The 25,066-nt window shown below is 44.0% G+C and carries 21 protein-coding genes; 15 read left to right on the top strand and 6 right to left on the bottom strand.

Annotated features, from left to right (window positions below; all coding sequences use genetic code 11):
* The first annotated feature begins 349 nt into the window (after positions 1-349).
* Positions 350-754, top strand: a complete 405-nt coding sequence (locus AACV20_RS01975) for a DNA polymerase III subunit psi (protein WP_170907868.1) — start codon at positions 350-352, stop codon at positions 752-754.
* Between the two features lie 4 nt (positions 755-758).
* Positions 759-1,205, top strand: a complete 447-nt coding sequence (rimI, locus tag AACV20_RS01970) for a ribosomal protein S18-alanine N-acetyltransferase (protein WP_170907870.1) — start codon at positions 759-761, stop codon at positions 1,203-1,205.
* A 53-nt stretch (positions 1,206-1,258) separates the two neighbouring features.
* Here the strand turns inward: rimI and AACV20_RS01965 are convergent, their stop codons facing one another.
* Entirely contained in the window at positions 1,259-3,310 is a 2,052-nt protein-coding gene (locus AACV20_RS01965) for a putative bifunctional diguanylate cyclase/phosphodiesterase (RefSeq protein WP_013857605.1), read from the bottom strand.
* Positions 3,311-3,532: 222 nt separating this feature from the next.
* Here AACV20_RS01965 and prfC point away from each other — a divergent pair, with 222 nt between their 5' ends.
* Positions 3,533-5,122, top strand: a complete 1,590-nt coding sequence (prfC, locus tag AACV20_RS01960) for a peptide chain release factor 3 (RefSeq protein WP_170907867.1) — start codon at positions 3,533-3,535, stop codon at positions 5,120-5,122.
* 100 nt (positions 5,123-5,222) lie between these two features.
* Here prfC and srmB read toward each other — a convergent pair whose 3' ends face one another.
* Both srmB and AACV20_RS01950 read right to left on the bottom strand, forming a co-directional pair.
* Positions 5,223-6,461: an ATP-dependent RNA helicase SrmB gene (gene srmB / locus AACV20_RS01955; protein WP_170907866.1), complete on the bottom strand. Its 1,239-nt coding sequence runs from the start codon at positions 6,459-6,461 to the stop codon at positions 5,223-5,225.
* A gap of 92 nt (positions 6,462-6,553) precedes the next feature.
* Positions 6,554-7,276 carry a tRNA1(Val) (adenine(37)-N6)-methyltransferase gene (locus tag AACV20_RS01950; protein ID WP_094132018.1) on the bottom strand — a complete coding sequence of 241 codons (723 nt, stop codon included), beginning with the start codon at positions 7,274-7,276 and terminating at the stop codon, positions 6,554-6,556.
* Between the two features lie 308 nt (positions 7,277-7,584).
* Here AACV20_RS01950 and brnQ point away from each other — a divergent pair, with 308 nt between their 5' ends.
* From brnQ to AACV20_RS01925, 5 genes are all read left to right on the top strand, one after another.
* A complete protein-coding gene (gene brnQ / locus AACV20_RS01945; RefSeq protein ID WP_013857601.1) occupies positions 7,585-8,898 on the top strand; it encodes a branched-chain amino acid transport system II carrier protein in 1,314 nt (437 codons plus the stop codon).
* A 170-nt stretch (positions 8,899-9,068) separates the two neighbouring features.
* Positions 9,069-10,167 (top strand): peptide chain release factor 2 gene (gene prfB, locus AACV20_RS01940; RefSeq protein ID WP_170907865.1). Its coding sequence is split into 2 segments (ribosomal slippage): positions 9,069-9,143 and positions 9,145-10,167, totalling 1,098 coding nucleotides; the frame shifts between segments, so codons are not numbered across the junction.
* 33 nt (positions 10,168-10,200) lie between these two features.
* A complete protein-coding gene (gene lysS, locus AACV20_RS01935) occupies positions 10,201-11,733 on the top strand; it encodes a lysine--tRNA ligase (protein WP_170907864.1) in 1,533 nt (510 codons plus the stop codon).
* A 262-nt stretch (positions 11,734-11,995) separates the two neighbouring features.
* On the top strand, positions 11,996-13,330 hold the full coding sequence (vpsR, locus tag AACV20_RS01930; protein WP_170907863.1) for a cyclic-di-GMP-binding transcriptional regulator VpsR: 1,335 nt from the start codon (positions 11,996-11,998) through the stop codon (positions 13,328-13,330).
* A 500-nt stretch (positions 13,331-13,830) separates the two neighbouring features.
* A complete protein-coding gene (locus AACV20_RS01925) occupies positions 13,831-14,082 on the top strand; it encodes a hypothetical protein (protein WP_170907862.1) in 252 nt (83 codons plus the stop codon).
* 37 nt (positions 14,083-14,119) lie between these two features.
* On the opposite strand, the gene AACV20_RS01920 is transcribed toward AACV20_RS01925, so the two are convergent.
* Positions 14,120-15,154 carry an NADP(H)-dependent aldo-keto reductase gene (locus tag AACV20_RS01920; protein WP_170907861.1) on the bottom strand — a complete coding sequence of 345 codons (1,035 nt, stop codon included), beginning with the start codon at positions 15,152-15,154 and terminating at the stop codon, positions 14,120-14,122.
* Positions 15,155-15,288: 134 nt separating this feature from the next.
* Positions 15,289-15,954: a DNA mismatch repair endonuclease MutH gene (gene mutH / locus AACV20_RS01915; protein WP_170907869.1), complete on the bottom strand. Its 666-nt coding sequence runs from the start codon at positions 15,952-15,954 to the stop codon at positions 15,289-15,291.
* A 605-nt stretch (positions 15,955-16,559) separates the two neighbouring features.
* Between mutH and rppH the strand changes: the two genes are divergently transcribed.
* Genes rppH through AACV20_RS01890 form a run of 5 tightly spaced genes read left to right on the top strand, consistent with a single transcriptional unit; the run spans position 16,560 to position 21,841 of the window.
* Positions 16,560-17,078 carry an RNA pyrophosphohydrolase gene (gene rppH / locus AACV20_RS01910; protein WP_010319133.1) on the top strand — a complete coding sequence of 173 codons (519 nt, stop codon included), beginning with the start codon at positions 16,560-16,562 and terminating at the stop codon, positions 17,076-17,078.
* 2 nt (positions 17,079-17,080) lie between these two features.
* A complete protein-coding gene (gene ptsP / locus AACV20_RS01905; protein WP_088720923.1) occupies positions 17,081-19,327 on the top strand; it encodes a phosphoenolpyruvate--protein phosphotransferase in 2,247 nt (748 codons plus the stop codon).
* A gap of 8 nt (positions 19,328-19,335) precedes the next feature.
* Positions 19,336-20,127 carry a sulfite exporter TauE/SafE family protein gene (locus AACV20_RS01900; RefSeq protein WP_170907860.1) on the top strand — a complete coding sequence of 264 codons (792 nt, stop codon included), beginning with the start codon at positions 19,336-19,338 and terminating at the stop codon, positions 20,125-20,127.
* Positions 20,128-20,170: 43 nt separating this feature from the next.
* Positions 20,171-20,974: a prolipoprotein diacylglyceryl transferase gene (lgt, locus tag AACV20_RS01895; RefSeq protein WP_094125179.1), complete on the top strand. Its 804-nt coding sequence runs from the start codon at positions 20,171-20,173 to the stop codon at positions 20,972-20,974.
* Between the two features lie 15 nt (positions 20,975-20,989).
* Complete coding sequence (locus AACV20_RS01890) at positions 20,990-21,841, top strand: thymidylate synthase (protein ID WP_170907859.1); 852 nt, start codon at positions 20,990-20,992, stop codon at positions 21,839-21,841.
* Positions 21,842-21,944: 103 nt separating this feature from the next.
* On the opposite strand, the gene AACV20_RS01885 is transcribed toward AACV20_RS01890, so the two are convergent.
* On the bottom strand, positions 21,945-23,090 hold the full coding sequence (locus tag AACV20_RS01885; RefSeq protein ID WP_017046300.1) for a Na/Pi symporter: 1,146 nt from the start codon (positions 23,088-23,090) through the stop codon (positions 21,945-21,947).
* Positions 23,091-23,461: 371 nt separating this feature from the next.
* Here AACV20_RS01885 and nhaR point away from each other — a divergent pair, with 371 nt between their 5' ends.
* Positions 23,462-24,352, top strand: coding sequence for a transcriptional activator NhaR (nhaR, locus tag AACV20_RS01880; RefSeq protein WP_026027442.1), 891 nt, complete (start codon positions 23,462-23,464; stop codon positions 24,350-24,352).
* Positions 24,353-24,626: 274 nt separating this feature from the next.
* Positions 24,627-24,920, top strand: a complete 294-nt coding sequence (locus AACV20_RS01875; RefSeq protein ID WP_026028082.1) for an ArsR/SmtB family transcription factor — start codon at positions 24,627-24,629, stop codon at positions 24,918-24,920.
* The last annotated feature ends 146 nt before the right edge of the window (positions 24,921-25,066 follow it).

Genomic DNA, 25,066 nt, shown 5'->3' with positions numbered 1-25,066 from the left:
ATGATATCGAGGGCTTGAGAGACGTGCATAAAAAAATCCGATAAACAAGGTCTATCGGATTTTTACATAAAGGTAGGATCATTCAACTGATCTGCCGATTAAAGTCTTAACTGATCGGCATTAGAGCCCAGAGCTCCCTGTTTACTTTTATGCCCTTCTCATTTGAAGCTGCCGTACGTTCGCTCACCCCAATCGCCTCGTTTATCTAGGCTCATGGGGATGAATTCACTTGTCGCCTACCTGCAACTTCAAGTTGTTTGGGCATAGCTCTTGGGTCATTGGATGATTAACGGTTTCTGTCTTGGCGCTGATTTGTTAGGATTGCGATGTTCAATGAGGTCATAAACAGATGTCACATCACGAAAATCAATATTTACAAGAAATGGGCATCCAGCGTTTGGAGCTTATCCATCCACAGCGGCTGGCTGGCTATCAACCCGATCCGGTGACGCTGCCGAGCACGTGCCGTTTATTACTCGTTTCCCCCCAATACCCGCAACAAGGTGCTCTATTGCTGTTTTCAAGAGTATTGAAAAGTATGGGGCTCGAAATCAGTCAGGCGTGTCATCTTGAGCCTCACTCTCTTAGCCAACTAACAGGCTCCAGCATTGAATGGGTGTGGTTTTCAGGCTGTGAAAAGAAAGAAAGCCCGTTGGCTCAGAAAGTGTTAACGTCACCGCCGCTAGTTGAGATAGATGGCAATACCGAGCTGCGCCGGGCGTTGTGGCAGCAAATTTGTTCTTATGAGTCATAAAACCATGAATATTGATGTTGTGCCTTTATCACTTCCTTATCTTGATGCTATTTGGTCCATTGAGCAGCAAGCCCACAGTTACCCTTGGTCTGAATCACTCGTACGCGACTTGGCGAGTCGTGGTGCATGCCACCATGCTATGTTGGTTGATGGCAAAGTTGTCGGTTATTTCTATGCACAGAATATTGTTGGAGAGGTGACCTTGTTGAATATCGCTGTGGATCCGCAGCAGCAAGGTAAGGGTTACGGAAAATTGTTGATGGAGTTTTTCTTAACTTACTGTGAAAAAGCGCAAGCTGAAAGTGCGTGGCTTGAAGTTCGCGAAAGTAACATCCGCGCTTATAGTTTGTACGAATCGCTGGGTTTTAATGAGCTCGATCGTCGAGTGAACTACTATCCCACTCCGAAAGGATCAGAAGATGCGATCATCATGAGCTACTATTTTTTGTAGCTTATTTTCTCGTTTGCAAACTCAGGTTTTTTTCATGGTCATGCGTATCGGAACTATTTCTGGTGCGCCTTATCTTTTTGATGTTCATTGAGTTGATAACATGGGCTTGCAAAACGCTTGACGACTTCCTTAGCGGTTAACGGCTTATCAAATAAGTAACCTTGGAACTGATCACAACCCAATTGTTTGAGAGTTTCGAGTTCTTGGCACTCTTCCACACCTTCGGCTATTACCTCCAAATTTAAACGTTTCGCAATCATAATAATCGTATCCACAATTGCTTGGTCACTCTCATCTAGATGCAATTGAGTGACAAAAGAACGATCGATTTTGAGCACATCCACAGATAAAAGTTTGAGGTAACGCAGTGATGAATAACCAGTGCCAAAATCATCAATCGAGATGCTCAGCTTACTTTTTTTAAGTTGCACCATTTTTTGAATCGCACTTTCGACATTTTCCAGTAATAGCCCTTCAGTAATCTCCAATTCAAGATGTTCACCAGTAATACCTGCTTGTTGCATTGCATGGTTAATGTGTTCAACAAAAGAATCTTGAGAAAACTGCAACGGACTGATGTTGATGGCTAAACGGCGAAAATGGGGCGGTAATACTCCTTGGCGCTTCCAAGCAGCGTATTGATAGCACGCTTGCTCTAATATCCAGTTTCCAATCGGAATAATTTGCCCCGTTTCTTCTGCTATGGTCATAAACACACCCGGTGGCAATACACCTTTGGTTGGGTGGTTCCAGCGGATCAAGGCTTCCACACCGACAATATTGTGCCGCTCATCGACTTGAGGTTGGTAATAGAGTTCTAACTGTTGGGTATTGAGGGCTTCATGGAGGCCTTTTTCAATTTCCAGAAACGATTCGACTTGAGCCTGCATTTCTGGCTCATAAAACATGTATTTATTGCGTCCATTCGCTTTTGCGCGGTAAAGCGCTGTATCGGCTTGTCTAAGGACATCGATATTGGTTTTGCCCACTGACGGAAAAATCGAGATACCAATACTCACAGTGCAATAAAGCTGGTGGTCATCAATCGAGTAAGGGTTGGAAATCAGAGCCAGAAGCTGCTGAGCTACCTTCTCTGCTTGTTGGCGAGAGAGATGAGGAATCAACACCGCAAACTCATCGCCACCGATGCGTGCGGCGGTGTAATCGTGTTTAAGCCAGCCATCCATACGCATGGCGATAGCTTTGATTAAATGATCCCCCGTTGTGTGTCCAAGTGAATCATTGATCGTTTTGAAACGGTCGAGATCAAGGTAAAACAACACACCAGAAGTGTGGGTGCGAATACTGTTATCAATGGCATCAGTGAGCAGTTGCAGCAGCAAGCTGCGATTAGCAAGGCCAGTTAACGTGTCGTAGTAGGCTAATTGGTTAAGTTTAGCATCCGCGAGCTCTCGCTCTTTCCATAAAGTATAGAAAGTACCGGCTAACTCACTGAGCTCATTTTTTTGCTGTTGTAATGGCGGCTGTGTTGGACGTTGATTGTTTTGCAATGAGCGAACCCACGAAATTAACGTGGTGATGGGTTTTGACAGCTTGTAGTAAAAAAAGACTAAAAGGATCGAAGTCAGCAACACATTTCGAAAGAGATCAAACAGCAATACTCGTGTGGTTTTTGCAATAAATTCTTTGGCAATGGAAGAGCCGTTGACGGAAAAACTTAAGCTACCTACCACCACACTCGAATTGGGTTGATGCAAGTCAGTTTTAAAGATGGGTATTTCAGGTGTCAGATAATTCGATAAGAGCCGAATAAAAGCAGTCTGCGCTGGAATCTCTCTGCTTTTTTTTGCCAGTGTATCGCCAAAATCATCAATAATTTCAACATGATAAATGGCATTATCAACCATTAAGCTAGAGACGACTTGATTGGCTAATAAGTTGTTGAGGTGATAAGCAGCCTGGCTGGCATTTGAATAATTTTGCAGCAGTTTAAAACGGTAGTGATCTTCAATGCGAGCTTGCTCATGGTGCAGGTCGAGCAAAGTATGATACAAACTAAAGCCTATCCCAAGGATCACCGAGACTAGGAACACTGTTTTGGCTTGTTTAAATGCCAGAGAATTTCTTTGTTTGGTTATCAGCATAATACTCGCTTATTCTCTTCGCCCTTTTTAGTTATAGCTCATATTTATTGATAATTTAATTACAAATAGAAAGGTCGTCATTCTCTTGTTGATTTGTATAGCGACGAAAGTTGCTCCCAGATCAAATATAGGGGAGAATACCGCGCAAATTTGAATCGAACTGCTGATCAGCGTAAGCGCTTCGGCTCTCCCTTATATCAGCATATTGAGAAGACCTGTTTCATGTCAAATACTCCTTTTTTGAGTGAAGTTTCTAAACGTAGAACCTTCGCTATTATTTCGCACCCGGATGCGGGTAAAACCACCATTACTGAAAAAGTTCTGCTATTCGGGAATGCCATTCAAAAAGCGGGAACGGTAAAAGGGCGCGGCTCTAACCAGCATGCTAAATCAGATTGGATGGAAATGGAAAAAGAGCGTGGTATTTCGGTCACGACCTCTGTGATGCAATTTCCTTACAATCATTGTTTGGTTAACTTGCTCGATACTCCAGGGCACGAAGACTTCTCGGAAGATACTTACCGCACATTGACGGCGGTTGACTCGTGCTTAATGGTGATTGATGCAGCAAAAGGTGTTGAAGATCGTACTCGTAAGCTGATGGAAGTGACTCGCTTACGTGATACACCGATTGTAACCTTCATGAACAAATTGGACCGTGAGATCCGCGACCCAATGGAATTGCTTGATGAAGTGGAGAATGAGCTGAAGATTGCCTGCGCCCCGATTTCATGGCCAGTGGGTTGTGGTAAAGAGTTTAAAGGCGTGTACCACATTCACCGTGATGAGACGATTCTGTACGCGACCGGCCAAGGCCACACTATTCAAGAAGAGCGCATTGTTAAGGGCCTCAACAACCCTGATCTGGATAAGGCCGTGGGTGATGACCTTGCCGCTCAGCTGCGTGATGAGCTTGAATTGGTATTGGGTGCTTCTCATGAATTTGATCAAGAGCTGTTTTTAAAAGGTGAGTTGACCCCTGTTTTCTTCGGAACGGCATTAGGTAACTTTGGTGTGGACCATATGCTGCATGGTTTAACTGAGTGGGCTCCGGCGCCGATGCCACGTCAAGCTAATGAGCGTATTGTTGAAGCCACGGAAGAGAAATTCTCAGGCTTTGTGTTTAAAATTCAAGCGAACATGGATCCTAAACACCGCGATCGTATTGCGTTTATGCGTATTGTGTCGGGTACTTATACCCAAGGCATGAAAATTAACCACGTGCGTATTGGTAAGCAAGTGAGTATTTCTGATGCGGTTACCTTTATGGCGGGCGATCGCTCTCGTGCTGAAAATGCTTATGCTGGCGATATTATCGGTTTGCATAACCATGGAACGATTCAGATTGGTGATACCTTTACTCAAGGTGAATCGTTGAAATTCTCAGGTATTCCTAACTTTGCTCCTGAGTTGTTCCGTCGTATTCGCTTGCGCGATCCACTGAAGCAGAAGCAACTGCTTAAAGGGTTAGTGCAGTTGTCGGAAGAGGGAGCGGTTCAAGTCTTCCGCCCACTACAAAATAACGATTTGATTGTGGGTGCAGTGGGTGTGCTGCAGTTTGATGTGGTGGTGTCTCGTTTAAAATCTGAATACAACGTCGAGGCAATTTACGAAGGTGTTAACGTTGCAACAGCACGTTGGATTGAGTGCGCAGATGATAAAAAATTCGAAGAGTTTAAGCGCAAAAACCAAAGTAACATCGCACTGGATGGTGGGGATAACCTGACTTACATCGCGCCGACTATGGTCAATTTGAATCTGGCCAAAGAGCGTTTTCCTGAAGTGGAGTTCCGTGCGACACGCGAACATTAAACCTTGGTGAGTTTGAAGAGAGTGATACTCTCTTCAAACGTTAAAGATAAAAAATGCCGATATTTCAGTATCGGCATTTTTTATAGGTGGTATTGGAACACTATTTTTTCTTTTTGTTCGCTTTCTTCTTCTTCTTCGAAACCACTTTGACTTTTTTGTCATCGGTTTTCTTTTTCTTTTTGAATACCGGCTTTTTGTGCTGCGGGCGCATATCTTTAATGAAGCGCTCTTTTATCTCCTCGTCGACATAACGCGCGACGCGGTCCATCATCACTTGATCATGGGCTTCAACCAAAGAGATCGCATTGCCTTTTTTACCAGCACGAGCCGTACGACCTATGCGGTGTAAGTACACATCCGCTGAGCGTGGCATATCAAAGTTGATCACGTGACTTACGTCAGGTAAGTCAATACCGCGTGCGGCCACGTCGGTTGCCAGTAGTACGTTGACTGCGCCTTCACGGAATCGCGTAATGGCGTTATTGCGACGATCTTGTGGCATTTCGCCTTGAATCCAAGCACAAGGAATTTGCGCTTTTTCTAGCTCTGTACGCAAATCAGCTAAGCGCTCACGAGTTTTGATAAACACGATAGAACGTTCGGCTTGCTCGGTGAGGATTTTCTTCAATAGCTCAACTTTGTGCACCATGGTATCGGCGCGGTGATACCATTGAGTGATTTTTTTGCGTTCACGACGAGAAGGATCGGCATTGATTGTTGCTGGTTCTTTTAAGAGATCGGCAGTAAAACCTTCCACACCATGGCCTTCCAGTGTTGCAGAGAAGAGCAAGGTCTGTTTACGCCAGCGACATTCAGCAGCGAGACGATCGACGATTGGGCCAAAGCCCATGTCCAGCATGCGGTCAGCTTCATCCAAAATAAGCCATTCAATCGCACGACAATCAAAACGCTCGCCTTCAATGTATTCCATCAAGCGACCAGGCGTTGCCACCACAATATCTTGCGTTTTGGCTAAGATGTCGGCGTGCTCTTGATATTGTACGCCGCCAGTGATGGTGACGATATTGAGGCGAGTATTCTTCGCCAGTTCACGAGCTTGATCCGCCACTTGCATCGCCAATTCACGAGTTGGGGTCAGAATCAAGACGCGTGCAGGGCCGGCTCGCTTGCGCGGAAAATCTAAAAGATATTGTAGCGCGGGTAAAACAAATGCAGCGGTTTTACCGGTTCCCGTTGGCGCAGAGGCAAGAATATCTCGACCATCTAGGGCTTGTGGGATCGCTTCAGCTTGAACTTGGGTGGGACGTTCAAAGCCCATATCTTCAATGGCCGCAATGATGCAAGGGTCAAGATCGAGGTCAGCAAAGGTTTTGATCACAGTGAGTACTCCACAAGCCGTTAGGCTTATTTGGCTATAAAATTAAGGTCGAACATTATAGGGGGATTGGTGATTAGGATCACATGTTATTTCTACATCTTGAGATAAAAATCTTGAGTTAGGGCAATAAAGGCTTCGCTATAACCACTTGATGAGTGAATGACCAACGATGAATCAATCACAGAAGCCGAGGCTAAACTTAGTTCAACCAATAGCCGATGAGCGGGTTTGTGTGCTATGGGTTGTACAGTGCAGCGCCGCTTAAGCTGCCAGCCGAGCGTGAGTGCTTGCTCGATAAATTGTTCCCCTTCATACACGGGCAAAATAAAACAAGCTTGCCCCTCATCGTTGAGAAGGCTTTTTGCTCTGACTAATAAAGCGTGATGAGCAAGTTGATTGGTGTGCCTAGCAGTAGCTCGCTGGGGATCATGAGACAGTTCACCACTGTTGAAATAGGGTGGGTTACAAATAATTGCATCAAAGGACGGCGTAAAAGAGGTGTCTAAAATATCACCTTGTAAAACCTGTATGCGTTGCCCCCATGAAGAAGCATTACTGTTGTATTGGGCCGCTTCAAAGGCAAAGGCATCGATATCGACGGCCGTAATTTGTGCATCGCTAAAACGTTGCGCGCACATTAATGCTAATAACCCGGTACCAGTGCCAATATCGAGAATGGTTTTGGGATGGTGCGTGAAAGCCCACGCGCCTAATAGAACCCCATCGGTACTGACAGGCATTCCCGCTTGTCCACCGTCAATGGAAAATTGTTTAAATTTGAAACGCTTATTTTTGGGCGTGTGACTTTTCATCATTATTTCAAAATATAGCTCTAATTAAGTGATAACCACTATTGTTATCTATTTGTTCGGATTATTCTTCTATCTGTTATGAGAGTGTATGATAAAATGATCAACACATCATTCTTTCTATTTTTTAACATTTAGAGTTTTAAACTGGTTTTTCACCGATATTATAAATTAATGTAGCGTTTTTTGCTTTGCCCTTGCGAAGTCTTGAGTGTTTCGTCATTATTCGCCCTTAATTTTTAGATTTAGATGCGGTTTCAACCTCATCAACAATGCATACACAACATTTATCAAATAATAATTAAGGGTTATCTGTGAAGCAGACGTTAAAACTAACAGATATTATCGCGGTCGGCTTTATGCTTTTCGCGTTTTTCTTGGGTGCTGGTAACATCATCTTTCCGCCAATCGCTGGCCAGCTTGCTGGAGAGCATTTACTGCCAGCCATGACAGGCTTCCTCATTACCGCTGTCGGTTTACCATTGATGACGATTATTGCGATTGCTGTCGCGGGTGGTTCTTGGGAGCATTTAACCAAAGATCTGCCTAAACAAGCTGCAACTATCATGGCAGTGATGATCTTTATCATCATTGGTCCTGCCTTTGCAGCACCGCGTACCGGCCTTGTGGCGTATGAAATGGCAGTGAAACCATTTTTCATTGATGCGCAACAATCGCATTTGACACTATTTTCGATTCTCTTTTTTGTGATTGCGATGTTTTTTGCCTGGTCTCAAGGTCGGCTCATTGACATCATTGGTAAAGTGCTAACTCCTGCTCTATTTGTTGGATTAATTATTTTAGCCGTTGCGGTTTTTGTTGACCCGCAAGGTGAGATGGTGACTGCACAAGGCGAATACCTGACTCAGCCGTTGACGAAAGGCTTCCTTGAAGGCTACAACACCATGGATACGTTTGGCGCACTGATGTTTGGGATGTTAATTGTCGATGCACTGCGTAGCAAAGGCATTACTGAGCGCGCGGCAACCACAAAGTATTTAATCAGCGCGGCGTGCATTGCGGCGGTTGGTTTAGCTTTTGTCTATATTTCACTGTTTTATCTTGGTGCGACAAGCTCTGTGGTCGCTTTTGGTGCAGAAAATGGCGGTGCGGTGCTTAGCCAATATGTGCAAGCGCTGTTTGGCCCTTATGGGCAGATCGTGCTTTCTGTCATCGTGCTACTAGCCTGCCTAACCACGGCAATTGGTTTGATTTCAGCATGTTCAGATTACTTTTGCACATTGACTCCAATTGCGTATAAATCTTGGGTGATCATTATTGGTGTTGCTTGCGCTATCGTGGCAAACGTTGGTTTATCACAATTGATCACGCTTTCTATCCCCGCACTGTATGCGCTTTATCCAGTCGCGATTGCCTTGATTATGTTGACCTTCTTGAGAGGGAAACTACCAAACCCAGCAGTGGCATACCGTGTAGTGCTACTTGTCTCTTTTCTTTTTGCGTTGATCGACGCGGCAAAAGTGGCTGGCGTTGATGTGTCTGCGTTCAATATGCTGCCACTGTTTGAGGTCGGCATGGGGTGGTTGCTTCCGACACTTGCTGCGATGATTTGCATGTTCTTTATTGCAACTACCGTTCAACAAAGTGTGGTTAAAGAAGCGGCATAATCGCGTTTTTAACCGTAAGCATTAAAGAGGCTGAACACGATTGTTCAGCCTCTTTTTTTAGGCGTGCGCCAGCTTTTATTCCAAGAGATCAAACGAATTTTTCCTGTATCTTCGTCACATTTTTAAGTAGAATTCTTCGGTTAAATTCTACTCATAAATGTTGAGCAAACATGTTTGAAATCAATCCTATTAAAAACCGTCTTCAGGATGTGTCAGAGCGCACAAATATCCTGAGGGGGTATCTTTGACTACGACTCTAAGAAAGAGCGTTTAGAAGAAGTGAATGCAGAACTCGAGCAACCCAACGTCTGGAACGAACCTGAGCGTGCACAAGCGCTAGGTAAAGAACGTGCTTCGCTCGAAGCCATTGTCGATACCATTGATCAGTTAGATCAAGGTGTGGATGATGTGGAAGGGCTACTGGAACTGGCTATTGAAGCAGAAGATCAAGAAACCTTCGATGAAATTGGCCCTGAACTGGATGAGCTGGAAACTAAGCTTGAACAGCTTGAGTTTCGCCGTATGTTCTCTGGCGATCACGATTCTTCAGATTGCTATATTGATCTGCAGTCTGGTTCGGGCGGCACCGAGGCTCAAGACTGGACATCAATCCTGCTACGCATGTATTTACGTTGGGCAGAAGCGAAAGGCTTTAAGACTGAAGTGATTGAAGTGTCTGAAGGTGATGTTGCTGGCCTAAAAGGCGCAACCGTGCGCATTATCGGTGATTACGCTTATGGTTGGCTGCGCACCGAAACTGGCGTACACCGCTTGGTTCGTAAATCCCCATTTGATTCGAGTGGCCGCCGCCATACCTCTTTTGCCTCTGCGTTTATCTATCCTGAGATTGATGAAAATATTGCTATCGACATCAACCCAGCCGATCTTCGTATCGATGTTTATCGCGCTTCGGGAGCGGGTGGTCAGCACGTTAACACCACCGAATCGGCGGTGCGTATTACGCACATTCCAACCAATACCGTTGTTCAATGCCAAAACGATCGTTCGCAGCATAAAAACAAAGACCAAGCGATGAAACAATTGCGTGCAAAACTGTTTGAACTTGAGTTACAAAAGCAGAACGCAGAAAAGCAAGCCAATGAAGATGCGAAATCTGACATTGGCTGGGGAAGCCAAATCCGATCTTATGTATTGGATGACTCCCGAATCAAAGACTTACGCACTGGCGTTGAAAACCGCAATACCCAAGCGGTATTAGATGGTGATTTAGACAAATTTATTGAAGCAAGCCTGAAATCAGGCCTTTAATGCTTTTTTACCGACATATAAGGTACATGTAAAATGACTGATGCTGTTCAAAACGAAATGAATCAAGAGCAAATTGCGCAAGAAGAGAACAAACTCATCGCAGAGCGTCGCAGCAAGCTGGATCACATCCGTAAGAGCTGTAAAGCGAATGGCCACCCAAATGACTTTCGTCGTGACAGCCTTGCGGGCGATCTTCAACAGCAATTCGGTGAAAAGAGCAAAGAAGAGTTAGAAGCCTTAAACCATGTTGTGGCGATTGCAGGTCGTATCATGGCGAAACGTGGCCCTTTCCTTGTTATTCAAGAAACCTCTGGTCGTATTCAAGCTTATGCTTCAAAAGAGGTTCAAACTGAGCTGAAGGAAAAATACCAAGGTCTAGACATTGGTGACATCATCGGCGTGAAAGGTGCGTTGCACAAATCTGGCAAAGGCGATCTCTACGTTAATATGGAAGAGTACGAATTGCTGACAAAGGCACTTCGTCCGTTACCGGAGAAGTTCCACGGTTTGACTGACCAAGAGATGCGCTACCGCCAACGTTATGTGGATTTGATTGTTAATGAAAGTTCACGTAATGCGTTCATTGTTCGCTCTAAAGTAATGACTGCAATTCGTAACTTCATGATCTCAAAACAGTTCATGGAAGTAGAAACGCCAATGATGCATGTGATCCCTGGCGGTGCTAGTGCGCGTCCATTCATCACTCACCACAATGCGCTCGACATGCCAATGTACTTGCGTATCGCACCTGAGCTTTACCTTAAGCGTTTAGTTGTGGGTGGCTTTGATCGCGTGTTTGAAATCAACCGTAACTTCCGTAACGAAGGTCTTTCTCCTCGCCATAACCCTGAATTTACTATGATGGAATTCTATATGGCGTACGCAGATTACAATGATCTGATGGACTTTACCGAGGAGTTATTAAGCACTGTGGCACAGGAAGTTTTAGGTTCGACTTCAATGCCTTATGGTGATGAAACGGTAGTATTTGGTGGTCAATATGCTCGCATGAGTATGTTTGAAGCCATCAAACACTACAACCCAGAGCACGCTCAAATCCAAGCGTTAACTGAACAGGATTTGCAAAACCGTGAGCTGATGGTATCTATCGCGAAATCGGTTCATGTAGACGTTGAACCTTTCTGGACTTGTGGCCAACTTCTTGAAGAGATCTTCGGTGAAACGGCTGAACCTAAGTTGATGCAACCGACCTTTATCACTGGATACCCTGCGGATATTTCACCATTGGCGCGTCGTAGCGATAACAACCCATTCTTCACCGACCGTTTTGAGTTCTTCATTGGTGGTCGTGAAGTCGCCAATGGCTTCTCTGAGCTTAATGATGCTCAAGATCAAGACGAGCGCTTCTTAGCGCAAGTGAATGCCAAAGATGCTGGCGACGATGAAGCCATGTTCTACGATGCTGATTATGTTGTTGCGTTAGAGCACGGTCTCCCACCAACGGCGGGTCAAGGCATTGGTATTGACCGTTTGGTGATGTTACTCACCAACACCCATACGATTCGTGACGTTATCCTATTCCCTGCGATGCGCCCACAGCAGTAATTGCTACTTTCGTTCCGATAAACCGCCTAAATAGGCGGTTTTTTTTTGCATTAGTTTGAAAAATTTTGTTCACTAGCGTGGACTAACAGACAACAATTTCGAAAGGATTATGAAATAGTTCCCTATATTAAATGGCAAAGCGCTTATTTGTTGTCTAGTCTTATGATTGAGACAGACTACAGCGCCAAGTCTCGTTAATGTAACAGCCGTTTAATGTGCCAAAAGTAGCACTGCATATAAATTTAAAGATAAGGAATAATAGATGGCCACTCAATTCCGAATGGATTCTGTCCCTGGTTCGCTTGTCGTCGTTGGTGGGACATACGAGCCTTGGTTATCTGTACTTGAACAGGTTGGTTGGCGTTGTACACAATGCGCAGATTTACGTAAAGCGGATGCCTTGTTTGCAGAAACAGGCCCATGCATTGGTATTGTTGATTTGAGCCATGATGAATTCAGCCTCAATGGAATTGCAAATTTGGTCAGCAACCATAAACAAGTACGTTGGTTGGCGTTCATTCGCGAATCACAGTTGAGCTCGGATACGATTTGCCAATTCATTGTTAACTTTTGTATCGACTTTTTTACGGCGCCGATTCCCGATGCGCAGCTACTGAGCACCATTGGACACCAACTTGGAATGCTTAAGTTAGAGAAAAAAGTATGGCCACATTATGGAGCAACAGGGGATATTGGTTTAATTGGTGAGTCCACTCCCATGAAGCGCTTGCGTGATCAGATCAAACGCATCGGCCCTACGGATGTCAGTATCCTCATTTATGGGGAAAATGGAACGGGCAAAGAGACGGTCGCGAGAGCGGTACACAAAACGTCGTCTCGTGCACAAAAACCTTTTATTTCAGTGAATTGCCGAGCTTTATCGGAGAGCCGCTTTGAATGTGAACTGTTCGGTATTGGTTGTGAAGACTCATCTCAAACTTCATTATTGGAGCGGGCCGATGGTGGGACGATCCTACTTAAAGATATTCTCACGCTACCTAAAAGCCAACAAGCTAACCTCTTGCGCTTCCTGCAAGAAGGAACGATAGAAACTTCAATGGGTGTCAAAGAGGTGGATGTGCGTATTTTGGCCGCCAACTCTTCCGATATTGAAAAAGCGCTGATTGATGGCAATTTTAACGAAGAGCTGTACCACTATATCAACGTATTGCGTATTAATGTCCCGAGCTTAAAAGAGCGGGCGGGTGATATTGCTTTACTGGCACGCCACTTCTTGCAGGAGTATTCAAAAGAGTTTAACGCGCAGGCGCGCAGTTTTACTGAAGATGCGGCGCGCTCATTGGCTCGTTATCACTGGCCGGGTAACGTTCGTGAGCTGATGAATCAGATCAAACGTGTGGTGCTGATGTCCGATTCAGTCATGTTGGATGAATTGCAACTCGACTTACCAAAACGCAGTGATGGTAAGCGCAGCCTAAAAAGCATTCGTGAGCGTTCAGAGCGAGATGCGCTATTACTGGTTTTAGAATCCAACTCAGGGCAAGTATCAATGGCCGCCAAAGAGCTAGGTGTATCTAGAGCTACTATGTATCGATTGCTTAATAAACATAACTTAATCACTGAAAATACCTATTAACTTGATGATTCTTCAAGTAAAAATGGCCATATTTAATCCATGTGGCCATTTTTTATAATCATATCTTTTGCGAATAAGTTATTCTCTAGCTGAATATGTCACTTATTTGCTGTCATCGGCTTTCATTTTAGGTTAATGCATTGTTTTTTAATTGTTTGAAAATTAAGAGTTGAATAATCACCTCAGTTGCATAGAATTTGACCGCGAGCCGTGCTCACACACTCATTTCACTTTGGATTAACTATTTGCTTGGAGGCGCAACATGAATCATTTCGTTTTTGTTCATACTGTTCGCGTTTCTATCGATCTTACTGCGCCTAAATCGTCTCTTACTACAGACGCCTGTCGTATGTTTGATGATAAAAAAGGCACCGATTTTTAGTTAATCCGTAACCTTGAGATAGGCTGCGGAAAAATGGCAGCTTATCAAAGTGTTGATCCACCTTGTTCGCCCCCATTTTTCCAGCCGTCAACGTTTAGTTTACTACTGGAGAATACTCATGCGTCATTCAATTTATTTACAACTTGCTACTTTACTGGTCCGTGCTGATTTACGCCGTGAAGAGCGTCAATGGCAACGAAATGTTCGCCGTCATGCTTTTGAGCTGCCTTTTAATAGCCAACACTTGCTTAAAGATATTGGCTTAGAAAGTGATGGACGCTCTATTGGCGTTTCAGTCCCTGACTCAACTAAAGCTGAACGTCATATTCGTCATCTTCGCCGTGTGTTAAGTATGCGAATAACAACGTAAAACGAGGGGCTAGTGGCTTCGCTAGCCCCGAAGATATCTACGGACAAGGGTTGGAGTAAGTCGTCCCTATCTCTTGAATTTTAAGAAGCAATTCATTACTGAGTACGACATCTAAACTATCGATATTTGTTTTCAACTGCTCTAGGTTTGTCGCGCCAATGATATTGGATGCGACAAACGGACGTTGATTGACAAATGCCAACGCCATCTGTGCTGGATCAAGGCCATACTGGTTAGCAAGCTCAACATAAGCGTGAGTGGCTTGTACACCTTGCGCCGTAAAATAGCGAGAAAAGCGTTCAAATAGGCTGCACCGAGCACCGTCAGGTCTTGCGCCATTTAAATATTTACCACTCAGGCAACCAAACGCCAGTGGCGAGTAAGCCAGCAGTTGGACACCTTCGAAGTGGCTAATCTCAGATAAGCCAATTTCAAAGCTGCGATTCAGTAAATTATAAGGGTTTTGGATAGAGATAATTCTTGCTAGATCGTGTTTTTCTGCCAATTTTAGCAATGTCATCACACCCCACGGGGTATCATTTGATACACCGATGTAACGCACTTTTCCAGCCTTGACGAGATCATTAAGCGCTTCGAGCGTTTCGATTAAAGTGACTTCTTCTTGCTGATCAGGATAAGGGTAGTTAAGTTGGCCGAACATGTTCGTTTGGCGTTGAGGCCAATGTAATTGATACAAATCGACATAGTCTGTTTTTAAGCGTCTTAAACTATCATCAATCGCTAAATGAATGTTGCGTCTATCGAGTGACATCTTTTCGCGGATGTGAGGCACGTTACGCGGGCCTGCCACTTTAGTCGCTAACACCACTTTTTCACGTTTACCTGATTTTTCTAACCAGTTGCCAATATAGCTTTCGGTCAGACCTTGGGTTTTACCGTTGGGGGGAACTGGGTACATTTCCGCAGTATCGATGAAATTCACACCTTGGTCTAAGGCGTAATCGAGCTGCTCAAAGGCTTGTTGTTGGCTATTTTGTTCACCAAAAGTCATGGTACCTAAGCAGATCTTGCTCACTTCCAGTGTGGAATGAGGCAGTTTGGTGTATTGCATATTCCTTCCTTGATGCTCTCGCTGGTGGAGTGTGTGACGTTTTTACTATAAGCGAAGATGGCAGTGAAACGGAAACGAATTGTGCAGTGAAAGATCAAACGGTTACGTTTTTTCATGAGCAATAACGAGCACTTTTAAATAAAGTGTTGCTCAAGAATGCTCGCGGTAAATTGAGTTCGAAGATAAAAGCCTCGTGGCAGGGTTTTGATAGGTTTGCCATTAGCACCGTAGGCTTCGGTTAATGCTCGCCCGTTTGCCGCTTTTGGCCTGAGCTGTAATACTTCACCGTGCTTAGCGGTGATCTGCTCAACTTTGCCAAGAACGATGAACTCCATCAGTTCTTCCCAATCATTTTTGAGCTGCTGTTCTTGTGCAGGAGAAGGGCTCCATAGCAATGGCGATCCGACATGGCGCTGGGGTAGGGGGATCTCTCGCTCACCCTCTATTGGGATCCACAGTACTCGAGAGAGTTTATTTCGCACGTGGCTTTGCTCCCATGTTAAACCATGAACACCGGTGAGTGGGGCCACACACACAAACGTTGTTTCGAGCGGTTTTCCAGTGTAACTGATCGGAATACTTTTGAGCTCGATACCTAATTGCTCGAAATCTTGCTGAGGTTTGCTGCCTGCCGTTGCACCCAAATGCCACTCTAATAGCTGACCGACCCATCCTTTATCTTTTTTTAAGTCAGGGGGCACGGTCATCTTGGCTTCTTCGGCGAGTTGACTAAAGCTTAAGCCTGCAATGTCTTGGGCTCTAAGCATTAATTCATGTTCAGTTTTAGGTGCGGGTTTCATGATACTTTGAATGATAAAAACGTGATTGTAGCAAATTCTTATACACAATGTGCTGTCGTTTCTTTTGCTTAAAAGATCATCGCAACCCAAGTTACCCACAGGTTGATCGGAAAAATATTCCATTTTTTGTTTATCTGTATGCATTTACAGGGTTTTGCTTGAGAGAGTGGGCCTCTTAATCAGTAAATCTTATTTCTACTAGAGTGGGGGTGTGGATAACGAGCTAATTGGTGGATCTTTGAGCATGTTGTGAAAGGATCAATTTTTTGTTAATCGCAACGTAATGTGAATAATGGAAAATCCAATTAATTCATTGTTTTTAATGTATTTAATTTATTATTATCTTTTTTATATTGGCCCGTATTCTTTTGCTTTTTGGGGAAGTAAGTCGCTATCTAGAGATTCTTCACATAGTTACTCACAGAAAAGGTGAATAAATGTGGCTGGTGTCGCATTATTTTGTTGATAACTTTAAACTTGATGAAAAGTTATCCAATTAATGATTAGGAACACATAAATCTCGTGTTAATCACACTAGTAAGTTTGCTCCTATTGGGGATATGTGGAAAAATCAAAGCAATTAAGATTTTACTAGAGGTTGGCCAGTGATCGATGGCGATGGTTACCGACTCAATGTTGGTATTGTGATTTGTAACAACCATGGTCAGGTATTCTGGGCGAAACGATACGGACAACACTCTTGGCAGTTTCCACAAGGTGGAATTGACGACGATGAAACTCCTGAACAAGCGATGTTTAGAGAGCTTTACGAAGAGGTTGGGCTCACAAAGAAAGATGTGAAAATCATAGCAACAAGCCGTCATTGGTTAAGATATAAATTACCAAAACGGCTCGTTCGTTGGGATTCTCAACCTGTCTGTATTGGGCAAAAACAGAAATGGTTTCTTCTGCGCTTAGAGTGTGATGAATCAAGAATCAACATGCAGCGCGGCAGTACCCCTGAATTTGATGGTTGGCGTTGGGTCAGTTATTGGTATCCAGTGAGGCAAGTAGTCTCTTTCAAGCGAGATGTTTATCGTCGTGCCATGAAAGAGTTTGCATCATTCGCGATGCCATTTAAAGAACGTAATAACAAAGGTAAGCGCAAAAATAAAAGAGGATAGACATGCTCTCTCAGCTAAGGGAAATAGTTGAACAAGTATCCAAGGTAGAAGATGTACACCAAGCCTTGGATATTTTGGTTAAGCAAACGTGCAATGCGATGAGTACCGAGTGTTGCACTGTCTATCTTGCTAACGAAGAAAAACATCGTCTAGAACTGATGGCAACGCAAGGCTTAAAGTTCAAAGGCGACAAAATCCACATCGGTTTTGACGAAGGTTTAGTGGGCTTAGTGAAACGTTCAGCTGAGCCAATCAACATTGCTGAAGCGTCGAAACATCCTAATTTTAAATACTTCAAACAGCTTGGCGAAGAGGTGTATCAAAGCTTTCTTGGTACGCCGATTATTCATCGCAAGCGAGTATTGGGTGTCTTGGTCGTGCAGCAAAAAACACCTCGCTTATTTAGTGAGATGGAAGAGTCTTTTATTGTCACTCTGGCGGCGCAAGTGGCCGTGATTATTGCTCATGCTCAAACACAAGGGCAGTGGCTGCTTTCGAAAAAGCAGTTATCCACCAGTGGCATTGCTGCGTCATCTGGCATCGCGATTGGTGAGTTTTGGTGGGATGACACCCAGCCTCAACTGTCTGATGTTTACCCCGCCTCAACGCTCGATATTGAACGAGAACAAGAGTGGCTAGTGCTGGCGGTAGAAAGCGCCTTGAACGATTTTCGTCGTTTAAGAAAAAAACTCGATAGTGATATTAATAAAGATGCGTTAGCCATCTTCGATCTCTTTACTCATCTACTCAATGATCCGATGCTACGCAACGATCTGAAAAGCCAGATCCAAAAAGGTGATCGTGCAGATTGGGCATTACGGCAAGTTGTGGAGAGTTATTCCAACCGTTTTGCGAAGATGTCAGATGTTTACTTACGTGAGCGTGCACAGGATATTCGTGAGCTAGGTCAGCGACTGCTATTTTTTTTGCACAACACTGAGCATGATCAGCAGCAACTTGATAAACCGATTATTTTGGTGGTACGCGAACTTACTGCTTCAATTCTCGCCGCTATTCCTAAAGATAAATTACTGGCGGTGGTCTCTTTAGAAGGGGCTGCCAATTCCCACGCAGCAATATTGTCACGGGCGCTGGGCATTCCCGCAGTGATGGGGATTTCACTTAATCTCAAGGAGATCAACGGTAAAAAGGGCATTGTCGATGGTTATAGCGGCAAGGTTTTTATCTCACCAAATAGACAAATTCTGGCGGAATATCGCGCTTTAGCTTATGAAGAAAGCGAACTTTCTCAAATGGTTAATGAAACCATTGCAGAAGCTCCTTTTACGCAAGATGGCACACGTATTGAAGTGATGCTCAATGCTGGATTAAGTGCGGATACCAACATCGCAATTAACCAAGGGGTTGATGGTGTCGGGCTGTATCGAACCGAAATTTCCTTTTTGCTGCAACATCGCTTTCCATCAGAAGAAGAACAAGTGCAGCAGTATCGCAGCGTTTTGAACGCTTATCCTGATAAACGGGTGGTGATGAGAACGTTAGACATTGGTGGCGATAAAGCACTGCCTTATCTACCCATTGAAGAAGACAATCCTTTTCTTGGCTGGCGAGGCATTCGTTTTACGCTCGATCATCCCGATATTTTTTTGATTCAACTGCGGGCGATGATGCGTGCCAGCGGCGATAACCAAAATCTCAGCATTTTATTGCCAATGATTTCAGGAACGAAAGAGTTGGACGACGCAATGCGGTTGATTGAGCAAGCGTATCGAGAAGTTTCTAGCGTTGATGATCGGATCATAATGCCCAAGATTGGCATTATGATTGAAGTGCCATCGATGATTTATCTTCTACCATTGATTGCGAGCAAAGTGGACTTTGTTTCGGTTGGAACCAACGATTTAACCCAATATTTGTTGGCCGTTGATCGGAACAATGCACATGTTGCTGATGTCTATGACTCCATGCATCCAGCGGTGGTGATGGCGCTTAAACAGATTTTAGAGACTTGTCAGTCTCATCGTATACCTGTTTGCGTGTGTGGTGAGTTGGCCGGAGACCCTATCGGTTCACTGTTATTAATTGGTTTGGGTTATCGCATGCTAAGTATGAATACCTCCAACGTAGCCAAGGTCAAATATTTAGTGAGGCACTCTCAATTAGGACAGTTACGACAACTTGCTGACAAAGCGTTGATGCAACCTTACGGCAACGACATTTATAATATGATGCACTCATACTTTGAAGATAAAGGCTTTGCTGGCTTTATCCGCGCAGGCAAAAAATAGGAAGCAATGTGAATTTTGAGTTGATGATGTTGCTGGTGTTATTGGGCTCAGTCGTTGGTTTTATGGCTGGCTTACTGGGCATTGGTGGTGGTTTAATTGTCGTTCCGGCGTTGCTTCTTTTGCTTCCCAAGGCGGGTATTTCCGCCGAACTTAGTATGCATTTAGCGTTAGCGACATCGCTAGCGACCATCATTGTTACTTCGGCTTCTTCGGCATTAAATCACCTTAAATTGGGCAATGTGGATATGTTTGTCGTCAAGTGGCTCATGCCCGGCGTTATCGTCGGTGGGTTTGTTGGCTCAATGATCGCAGATGTGATTCCGACTCAATATCTACCGAAAGTATTTGGCGTGATTGTTTTTTGCCTGGCGATTCAAATGTTTTTATCGATAAAAGCGCAAATGCAAAGATCGATGCCCGGTGCGTGGGTGACCATGCTATGTGGCAGTGGTATTGGTATTGTCTCTAGTTTAGCGGGAATTGGTGGCGGTTCGCTCTCCGTTCCTTTTTTGAATCGTCATGGCGTTGAAATGCGTAAAGCCGTCGGTTCTTCTTCTGTCTGTGGGTGTGTGATCGCAATCTCTGGCATGATTGGTTTTATTTTGCACGGTTATCAAGTGGAGAATTTACCACCCTACAGCATTGGCTATGTCTATTTACCTGCGTTAGTCGCCATTGCTTCGACCTCAATTCTCACTACTCGATTAGGAGCGCGTTACGCGACTCAGTTACCGACGGCGGTATTGAAAAAAATATTCTCCGTTTTTCTGATGGTTATAGCGGCAACTATGCTGTTTTAACCACTTATTATCTTCACCTCATTTTTAGTAAGAGAACACGTTTATGTCTCAGGGTTTTATACAGTTCCCAAATATTGATCCCGTGCTGATTGCGATTGGCCCTATATCCATTCGCTGGTACGGCTTAATGTATTTAGTTGGTTTTGTTTTTGCGATGTGGCTTGCCAATCGCAGAGCGGACAAACCAAATAGTGGCTGGACTCGTGAGCAAGTCTCGGATTTGCTGTTTGCTGGATTTTTAGGGGTGGTCATTGGTGGTCGTGTCGGTTATGTGTTGTTTTACAATTTTGATCTGTTTCTCCAAGACCCGCTCTATCTTTTTAAAGTGTGGACAGGCGGGATGTCTTTCCATGGTGGTCTACTTGGCGTGATCAGCGCAATGTGTTGGTATGCACGGAAAAATAACCGAACGTTTTTTGGTGTCGCCGATTTTGTGGCTCCTTTGGTTCCATTTGGTTTAGGCATGGGACGACTAGGCAACTTCATGAACAGTGAATTGTGGGGGCGAGTAACCGATGTTCCATGGGCGATCATTTTTCCGAACGGCGGGCCTTTGCCTCGCCATCCATCACAGCTTTATGAGTTTTTCTTAGAAGGGATTGTGCTGTTTATTATATTGAACCTGTTTATCCGCAAAAATCGGCCAATTGGTTCAGTCTCAGGGCTATTTTTGATAGGCTACGGAACATTCCGTTTCCTTGTCGAATATGTTCGTGAACCTGATGCACAATTAGGATTGTTCGCTGGATTTATCTCCATGGGGCAAATCCTGTCGCTACCGATGATCATTGTCGGTGCACTGATGATGGTATGGGCGTACAAGGTTAACCATAAAGTGACTCAATAGTGTTAAGGATAGTTTGTGAAACAGTATCTTGAACTTTGTCAGCGAATTGTTGATGAGGGCGTTTGGATCGAAAATGAACGTACAGCCAAACGCTGCCTAACGGTGGTTAACGCTGATCTCACCTACGATGTAGGTCAGAATCAATTCCCGTTAGTGACAACGCGTAAAAGCTTCTGGAAAGCCGCAGTTGCTGAGCTACTTGGTTATATTCGTGGCTACGATAATGCAGCCGATTTTCGCGCTTTAGGAACCAAAACGTGGGATGCGAATGCGAATTTAAATGCAGCTTGGCTTAACAATCCATACCGCAAAGGTGAAGATGATATGGGCCGCGTGTATGGAGTTCAAGGACGTGCGTGGGCCAAGGCGGATGGTGGGCAGATTGATCAACTGCGTAAGATTGTTGATGATCTTTCACGTGGCGTTGATGATAGAGGCGAAATCCTAAACTTTTACAACCCAGGTGAGTTTCATATGGGTTGCTTGCGCCCCTGTATGTACAGTCATCACTTTTCTTTGTTGGGTGATACTTTGTATCTCAATAGTACGCAACGCTCGTGTGATGTCCCGCTTGGCTTGAATTTTAATATGGTTCAGGTCTACGTGTTCCTCGCAATTATGGCGCAAATTACCGGCAAAAAAGCCGGCGTGGCCTACCATAAGATCGTCAATGCGCATATCTATGAAGACCAACTGGCGTTGATGACAGATGTACAACTTAAGCGTGAACCGCTCCCTATGGCGAAGTTTCATATCAACCCGAAAATTAAAACGCTAGAAGATCTTGAAACTTGGGTTACCTTGGATGATTTCTGGATTGAAGGCTACCAATGCCATGATGCCATCCAGTACCCATTTTCGGTTTAGTTGCTCTCTCGCATTATTAAAAAGTACAGTTTTCTAGTTGTAAAAAATCCCCGAAGCGTTGCTCGGGGATTTTTTTTGATCTGTCGTGTGGTTTGTTCGTTACTTAAGCCGTTAGTGCCAGTATACCGCCAGGCATAATGATAAAGACCGATAGTAAATAACCCGCAACGACCGCTTTATTCTTTGTTGCCATCTCAGCAATCATTTCTGCGCCTTTAATTGGCAGTTCACGTAAAAACGGAACCCCATAGATCAACACAGTGGCTAATACATTAAAGGTTAAGTGGACTAAAGCAATTTGCAAGGCAAATACCGCAAACTCACCAGAAACGGCCGTTGCCGCGAGTAGGGCGGTAATGCAAGTGCCAATATTAGCCCCTAAAGTGAATGGGTAAACATCGCGTACTTTCAATACACCAGTGCCGACCAGCGGAACCATTAAACTGGTGGTAGTTGAAGAAGATTGAACCAATACAGTGACGATTGAACCTGAAAGGATACCGTGCAGCGGTCCGCGTCCAATGGCATCTTTGAGTATCTCTTTCGCACGACCCACCATCAAACTCTTCATGAGCTTACCCATGACAGTGATAGCCACAAAAATGGTCGCAATACCAAGAACAATCAACATCACGCCACCTATAACTTCACCAAAAGTGATCAGCTGGCCTTTTAGTGCCGTGATAATTGGGCTCGTGATAGGTTTGATAAAATCGAGTCCTTTCATGCTCATATCACCAGTAGAGAGCAAAGGTGACACAAGCCAATGAGAAATTTTCTCTAAAATACCAAACATCATCTCTAACGGTAGGAAAATCAGTACCGCCAAAAGATTAAAGAAGTCGTGAATTGTTGCACTTGCAAAAGCGCGTTTAAATTCGATTTGGCAACGAACGTGTCCAAGGCTAACAAGCGTGTTGGTTACTGTGGTGCCAATATTGGCACCCATGACCATTGGGATCGCCATTTCAACAGGTAATCCGCCAGCCACAAGACCGACAATGATAGAGGTTACGGTGCTTGAAGATTGAATCAATGCTGTGGCGACTAACCCTATCATCAACCCCGCTATTGGGTGTGAGGCAAACTCAAACAGTACCTTAGCTTGATCACCTGTTGCCCATTTAAATCCACTACCTACCATCGCCACTGCAAGTAGCAGTAGGTAGAGCATGAATGCCAAGTTCGCCCAACGCAGCCAACGAGTGGTACTCGCAATGGGTGCAGCAGTAGTTGTCGCTTGGTTCATTTTCTTTTCTCCATTGACCTTTTGAGTGTTGTTCGGTCTGTTGTTGAATCTGAGCGAGATAGTAGAGAATAATTATTTCATTTATATGACAGTAGGTTTCTCATTGATAACTCTGATAAAAACAAGTTTCACGGTGACTTTTAATTCTTTATTTATTGAATTTTCATGATGTTATGCGATTTTAACAACGTGGAGGAGGAGGGCGAGGAACGCTAGTTTTAGATATTTTATGACGAAGTTGTCATTTTTGAACTCTAACTGCTCGGTATTAAGATTAGCTAACGTTCTTAAATTCGGTTTTTCCGAGGTAATTGCTCATTTGGCTTGGGTTTGTTATAAACAACGACCAGATAAAATTGAGTGTCCTTATCATGTTTCACCTCAACTACAATCATCTTTACTACTTCTGGATGGTATGCAAGCAGGGATCGGTCACTAAAGCTGCAGAAGCACTCTTCTTGACTCCGCAAACCGTCACTGGGCAAATTAAGGCTTTTGAAGAGCGCATGGATGGTAAGCTTACTAAGCGTAATGGTCGTAGCATTGAACCGACAGAACTTGGACAACTGGTTTTTAAATATGCTGACCGGATGTTCGGCTTAAGTTACGAGATGCTCGATATTGTCAATTATAGTCAGCGCTCTAATCTGCTGTTTGATGTGGGAGTGGCTGATGCCCTCTCTAAACGGCTTGTCAGTAAAATACTGATGACGACGGTCCCGGCCGATAGCAGTATCCACTTGCGTTGTTTTGAATCGACCCATGAAATGTTGTTAGAGCAACTTTCACAACACAAATTGGATATGATTCTCTCTGATTATCCCGTCGATTCCAGCCAAAGCCCGGGCCTGTTCAGCAAAAAACTGGGTGAGAGTCACATGAGTTTTTTTTGTTCAGGCAAGGTTGAAAATGTCTCTTTTCCCGCCATTTTAGAGCAGAGAAAGTTGTTGATACCGGGAAGCCGAACCGCGATGGGGCGTAATTTATTACAATGGTTTGACCGTCAAGGCCTGAAGCCGAATATTCTGGGGGAGTTTGATGATGCGGCATTGATGAAAGCTTTTGCGCGTTATCATCATGATGCAATTTTTTTAGCGCCCTCAATCTATGTGACTGAAGTTGGTGATGATCTTCCTTTGCAACTCATCGGTCAGATTGATGATTTAAAAGAAGAGTACTACGTCATTTTTGCTGAGAGGATGATCCAACATCCGGCAGTGAAAAATGTTTGCGATGCAGATTTTAATAATTTGTTTGTATGATGCTTTCACTACTAACGATAAATAGATTACTATCTCATTATCTAGCAATATTATTAATTATCGCTTGCCAAGTAATACTAATCTAAACTGGTTATACGCCTTCTGATGCCGTTATTGACGCTCTATTGAATGGTTGCCGTCATAAACGGTATAACAATTAAACTACGTAGAAAAAGGTACTAACCTTACTTATAAACTCATAACCTGTTGGGTTAAGGAAGATGCAAACTTGTGATGCGTTTGATGTAAGAAGTTGTTCCAAGGGAGCTTATTCATGAACCTACAAGAAATGGAAAAAAATTCCGCTAAAGCAGTGGTGTTGTTAAAGGCTATGGCTAACGAAAGACGCCTACAAATATTGTGTTTATTACACAATCAAGAACTGTCGGTTGGTGAGCTATGTGGGAAATTAGAATTGAGTCAATCGGCACTTTCGCAGCATCTTGCTTGGTTAAGAAGAGATGGGTTAGTGGATACAAGAAAAGAAGCTCAGACGGTTTACTACACACTCAGCAGCCATGAGATCAAGGCGATGATTGAGTTGTTACACGGTTTATACTGCCGCTAGTGTTTTGAAAAATACACAATCCGAAATTATGTTTCAGTAACATAGTTCGGATTTTTTTATATTAAAATTAGAGTAAATACTTTACTTGACACTGCGGATATAAAAAAACCGGCCTTAGCCGGTTTTTATTTTCGCGTGGAACCAAG

Origin of the sequence: Vibrio sp. B4-6 (genome assembly GCF_963888245.1) — a bacterium.
In the GTDB taxonomy this organism is placed as follows: domain Bacteria; phylum Pseudomonadota; class Gammaproteobacteria; order Enterobacterales; family Vibrionaceae; genus Vibrio; species Vibrio anguillarum.
The sequence above is the reverse complement of the archived record's forward strand: the minus strand, read 5'-3'. Positions and strand labels throughout refer to the sequence as shown.

Bases quoted from the DNA above. Each gene is read 5' to 3' on its own strand.
- rimI (WP_170907870.1), top strand. From the start codon at position 759: ATGAATATTGATGTTGTGCCTTTATCACTTCCTTATCTTGATGCTATT.
- AACV20_RS01885 (WP_017046300.1), bottom strand. From the start codon at position 23,090: ATGAACCAAGCGACAACTACTGCTGCACCCATTGCGAGTACCACTCGT.
- mutH (WP_170907869.1), bottom strand. From the start codon at position 15,954: ATGAAACCCGCACCTAAAACTGAACATGAATTAATGCTTAGAGCCCAA.
- lgt (WP_094125179.1), top strand. From the start codon at position 20,171: ATGTCTCAGGGTTTTATACAGTTCCCAAATATTGATCCCGTGCTGATT.
- ptsP (WP_088720923.1), top strand. From the start codon at position 17,081: ATGCTCTCTCAGCTAAGGGAAATAGTTGAACAAGTATCCAAGGTAGAA.
- AACV20_RS01920 (WP_170907861.1), bottom strand. From the start codon at position 15,154: ATGCAATACACCAAACTGCCTCATTCCACACTGGAAGTGAGCAAGATC.
- AACV20_RS01975 (WP_170907868.1), top strand. From the start codon at position 350: ATGTCACATCACGAAAATCAATATTTACAAGAAATGGGCATCCAGCGT.
- nhaR (WP_026027442.1), top strand. From the start codon at position 23,462: ATGTTTCACCTCAACTACAATCATCTTTACTACTTCTGGATGGTATGC.
- vpsR (WP_170907863.1), top strand. From the start codon at position 11,996: ATGGCCACTCAATTCCGAATGGATTCTGTCCCTGGTTCGCTTGTCGTC.
- AACV20_RS01925 (WP_170907862.1), top strand. From the start codon at position 13,831: ATGCGTCATTCAATTTATTTACAACTTGCTACTTTACTGGTCCGTGCT.
- AACV20_RS01875 (WP_026028082.1), top strand. From the start codon at position 24,627: ATGAACCTACAAGAAATGGAAAAAAATTCCGCTAAAGCAGTGGTGTTG.
- AACV20_RS01950 (WP_094132018.1), bottom strand. From the start codon at position 7,276: ATGATGAAAAGTCACACGCCCAAAAATAAGCGTTTCAAATTTAAACAA.
- prfC (WP_170907867.1), top strand. From the start codon at position 3,533: ATGTCAAATACTCCTTTTTTGAGTGAAGTTTCTAAACGTAGAACCTTC.
- AACV20_RS01965 (WP_013857605.1), bottom strand. From the start codon at position 3,310: ATGCTGATAACCAAACAAAGAAATTCTCTGGCATTTAAACAAGCCAAA.
- lysS (WP_170907864.1), top strand. From the start codon at position 10,201: ATGACTGATGCTGTTCAAAACGAAATGAATCAAGAGCAAATTGCGCAA.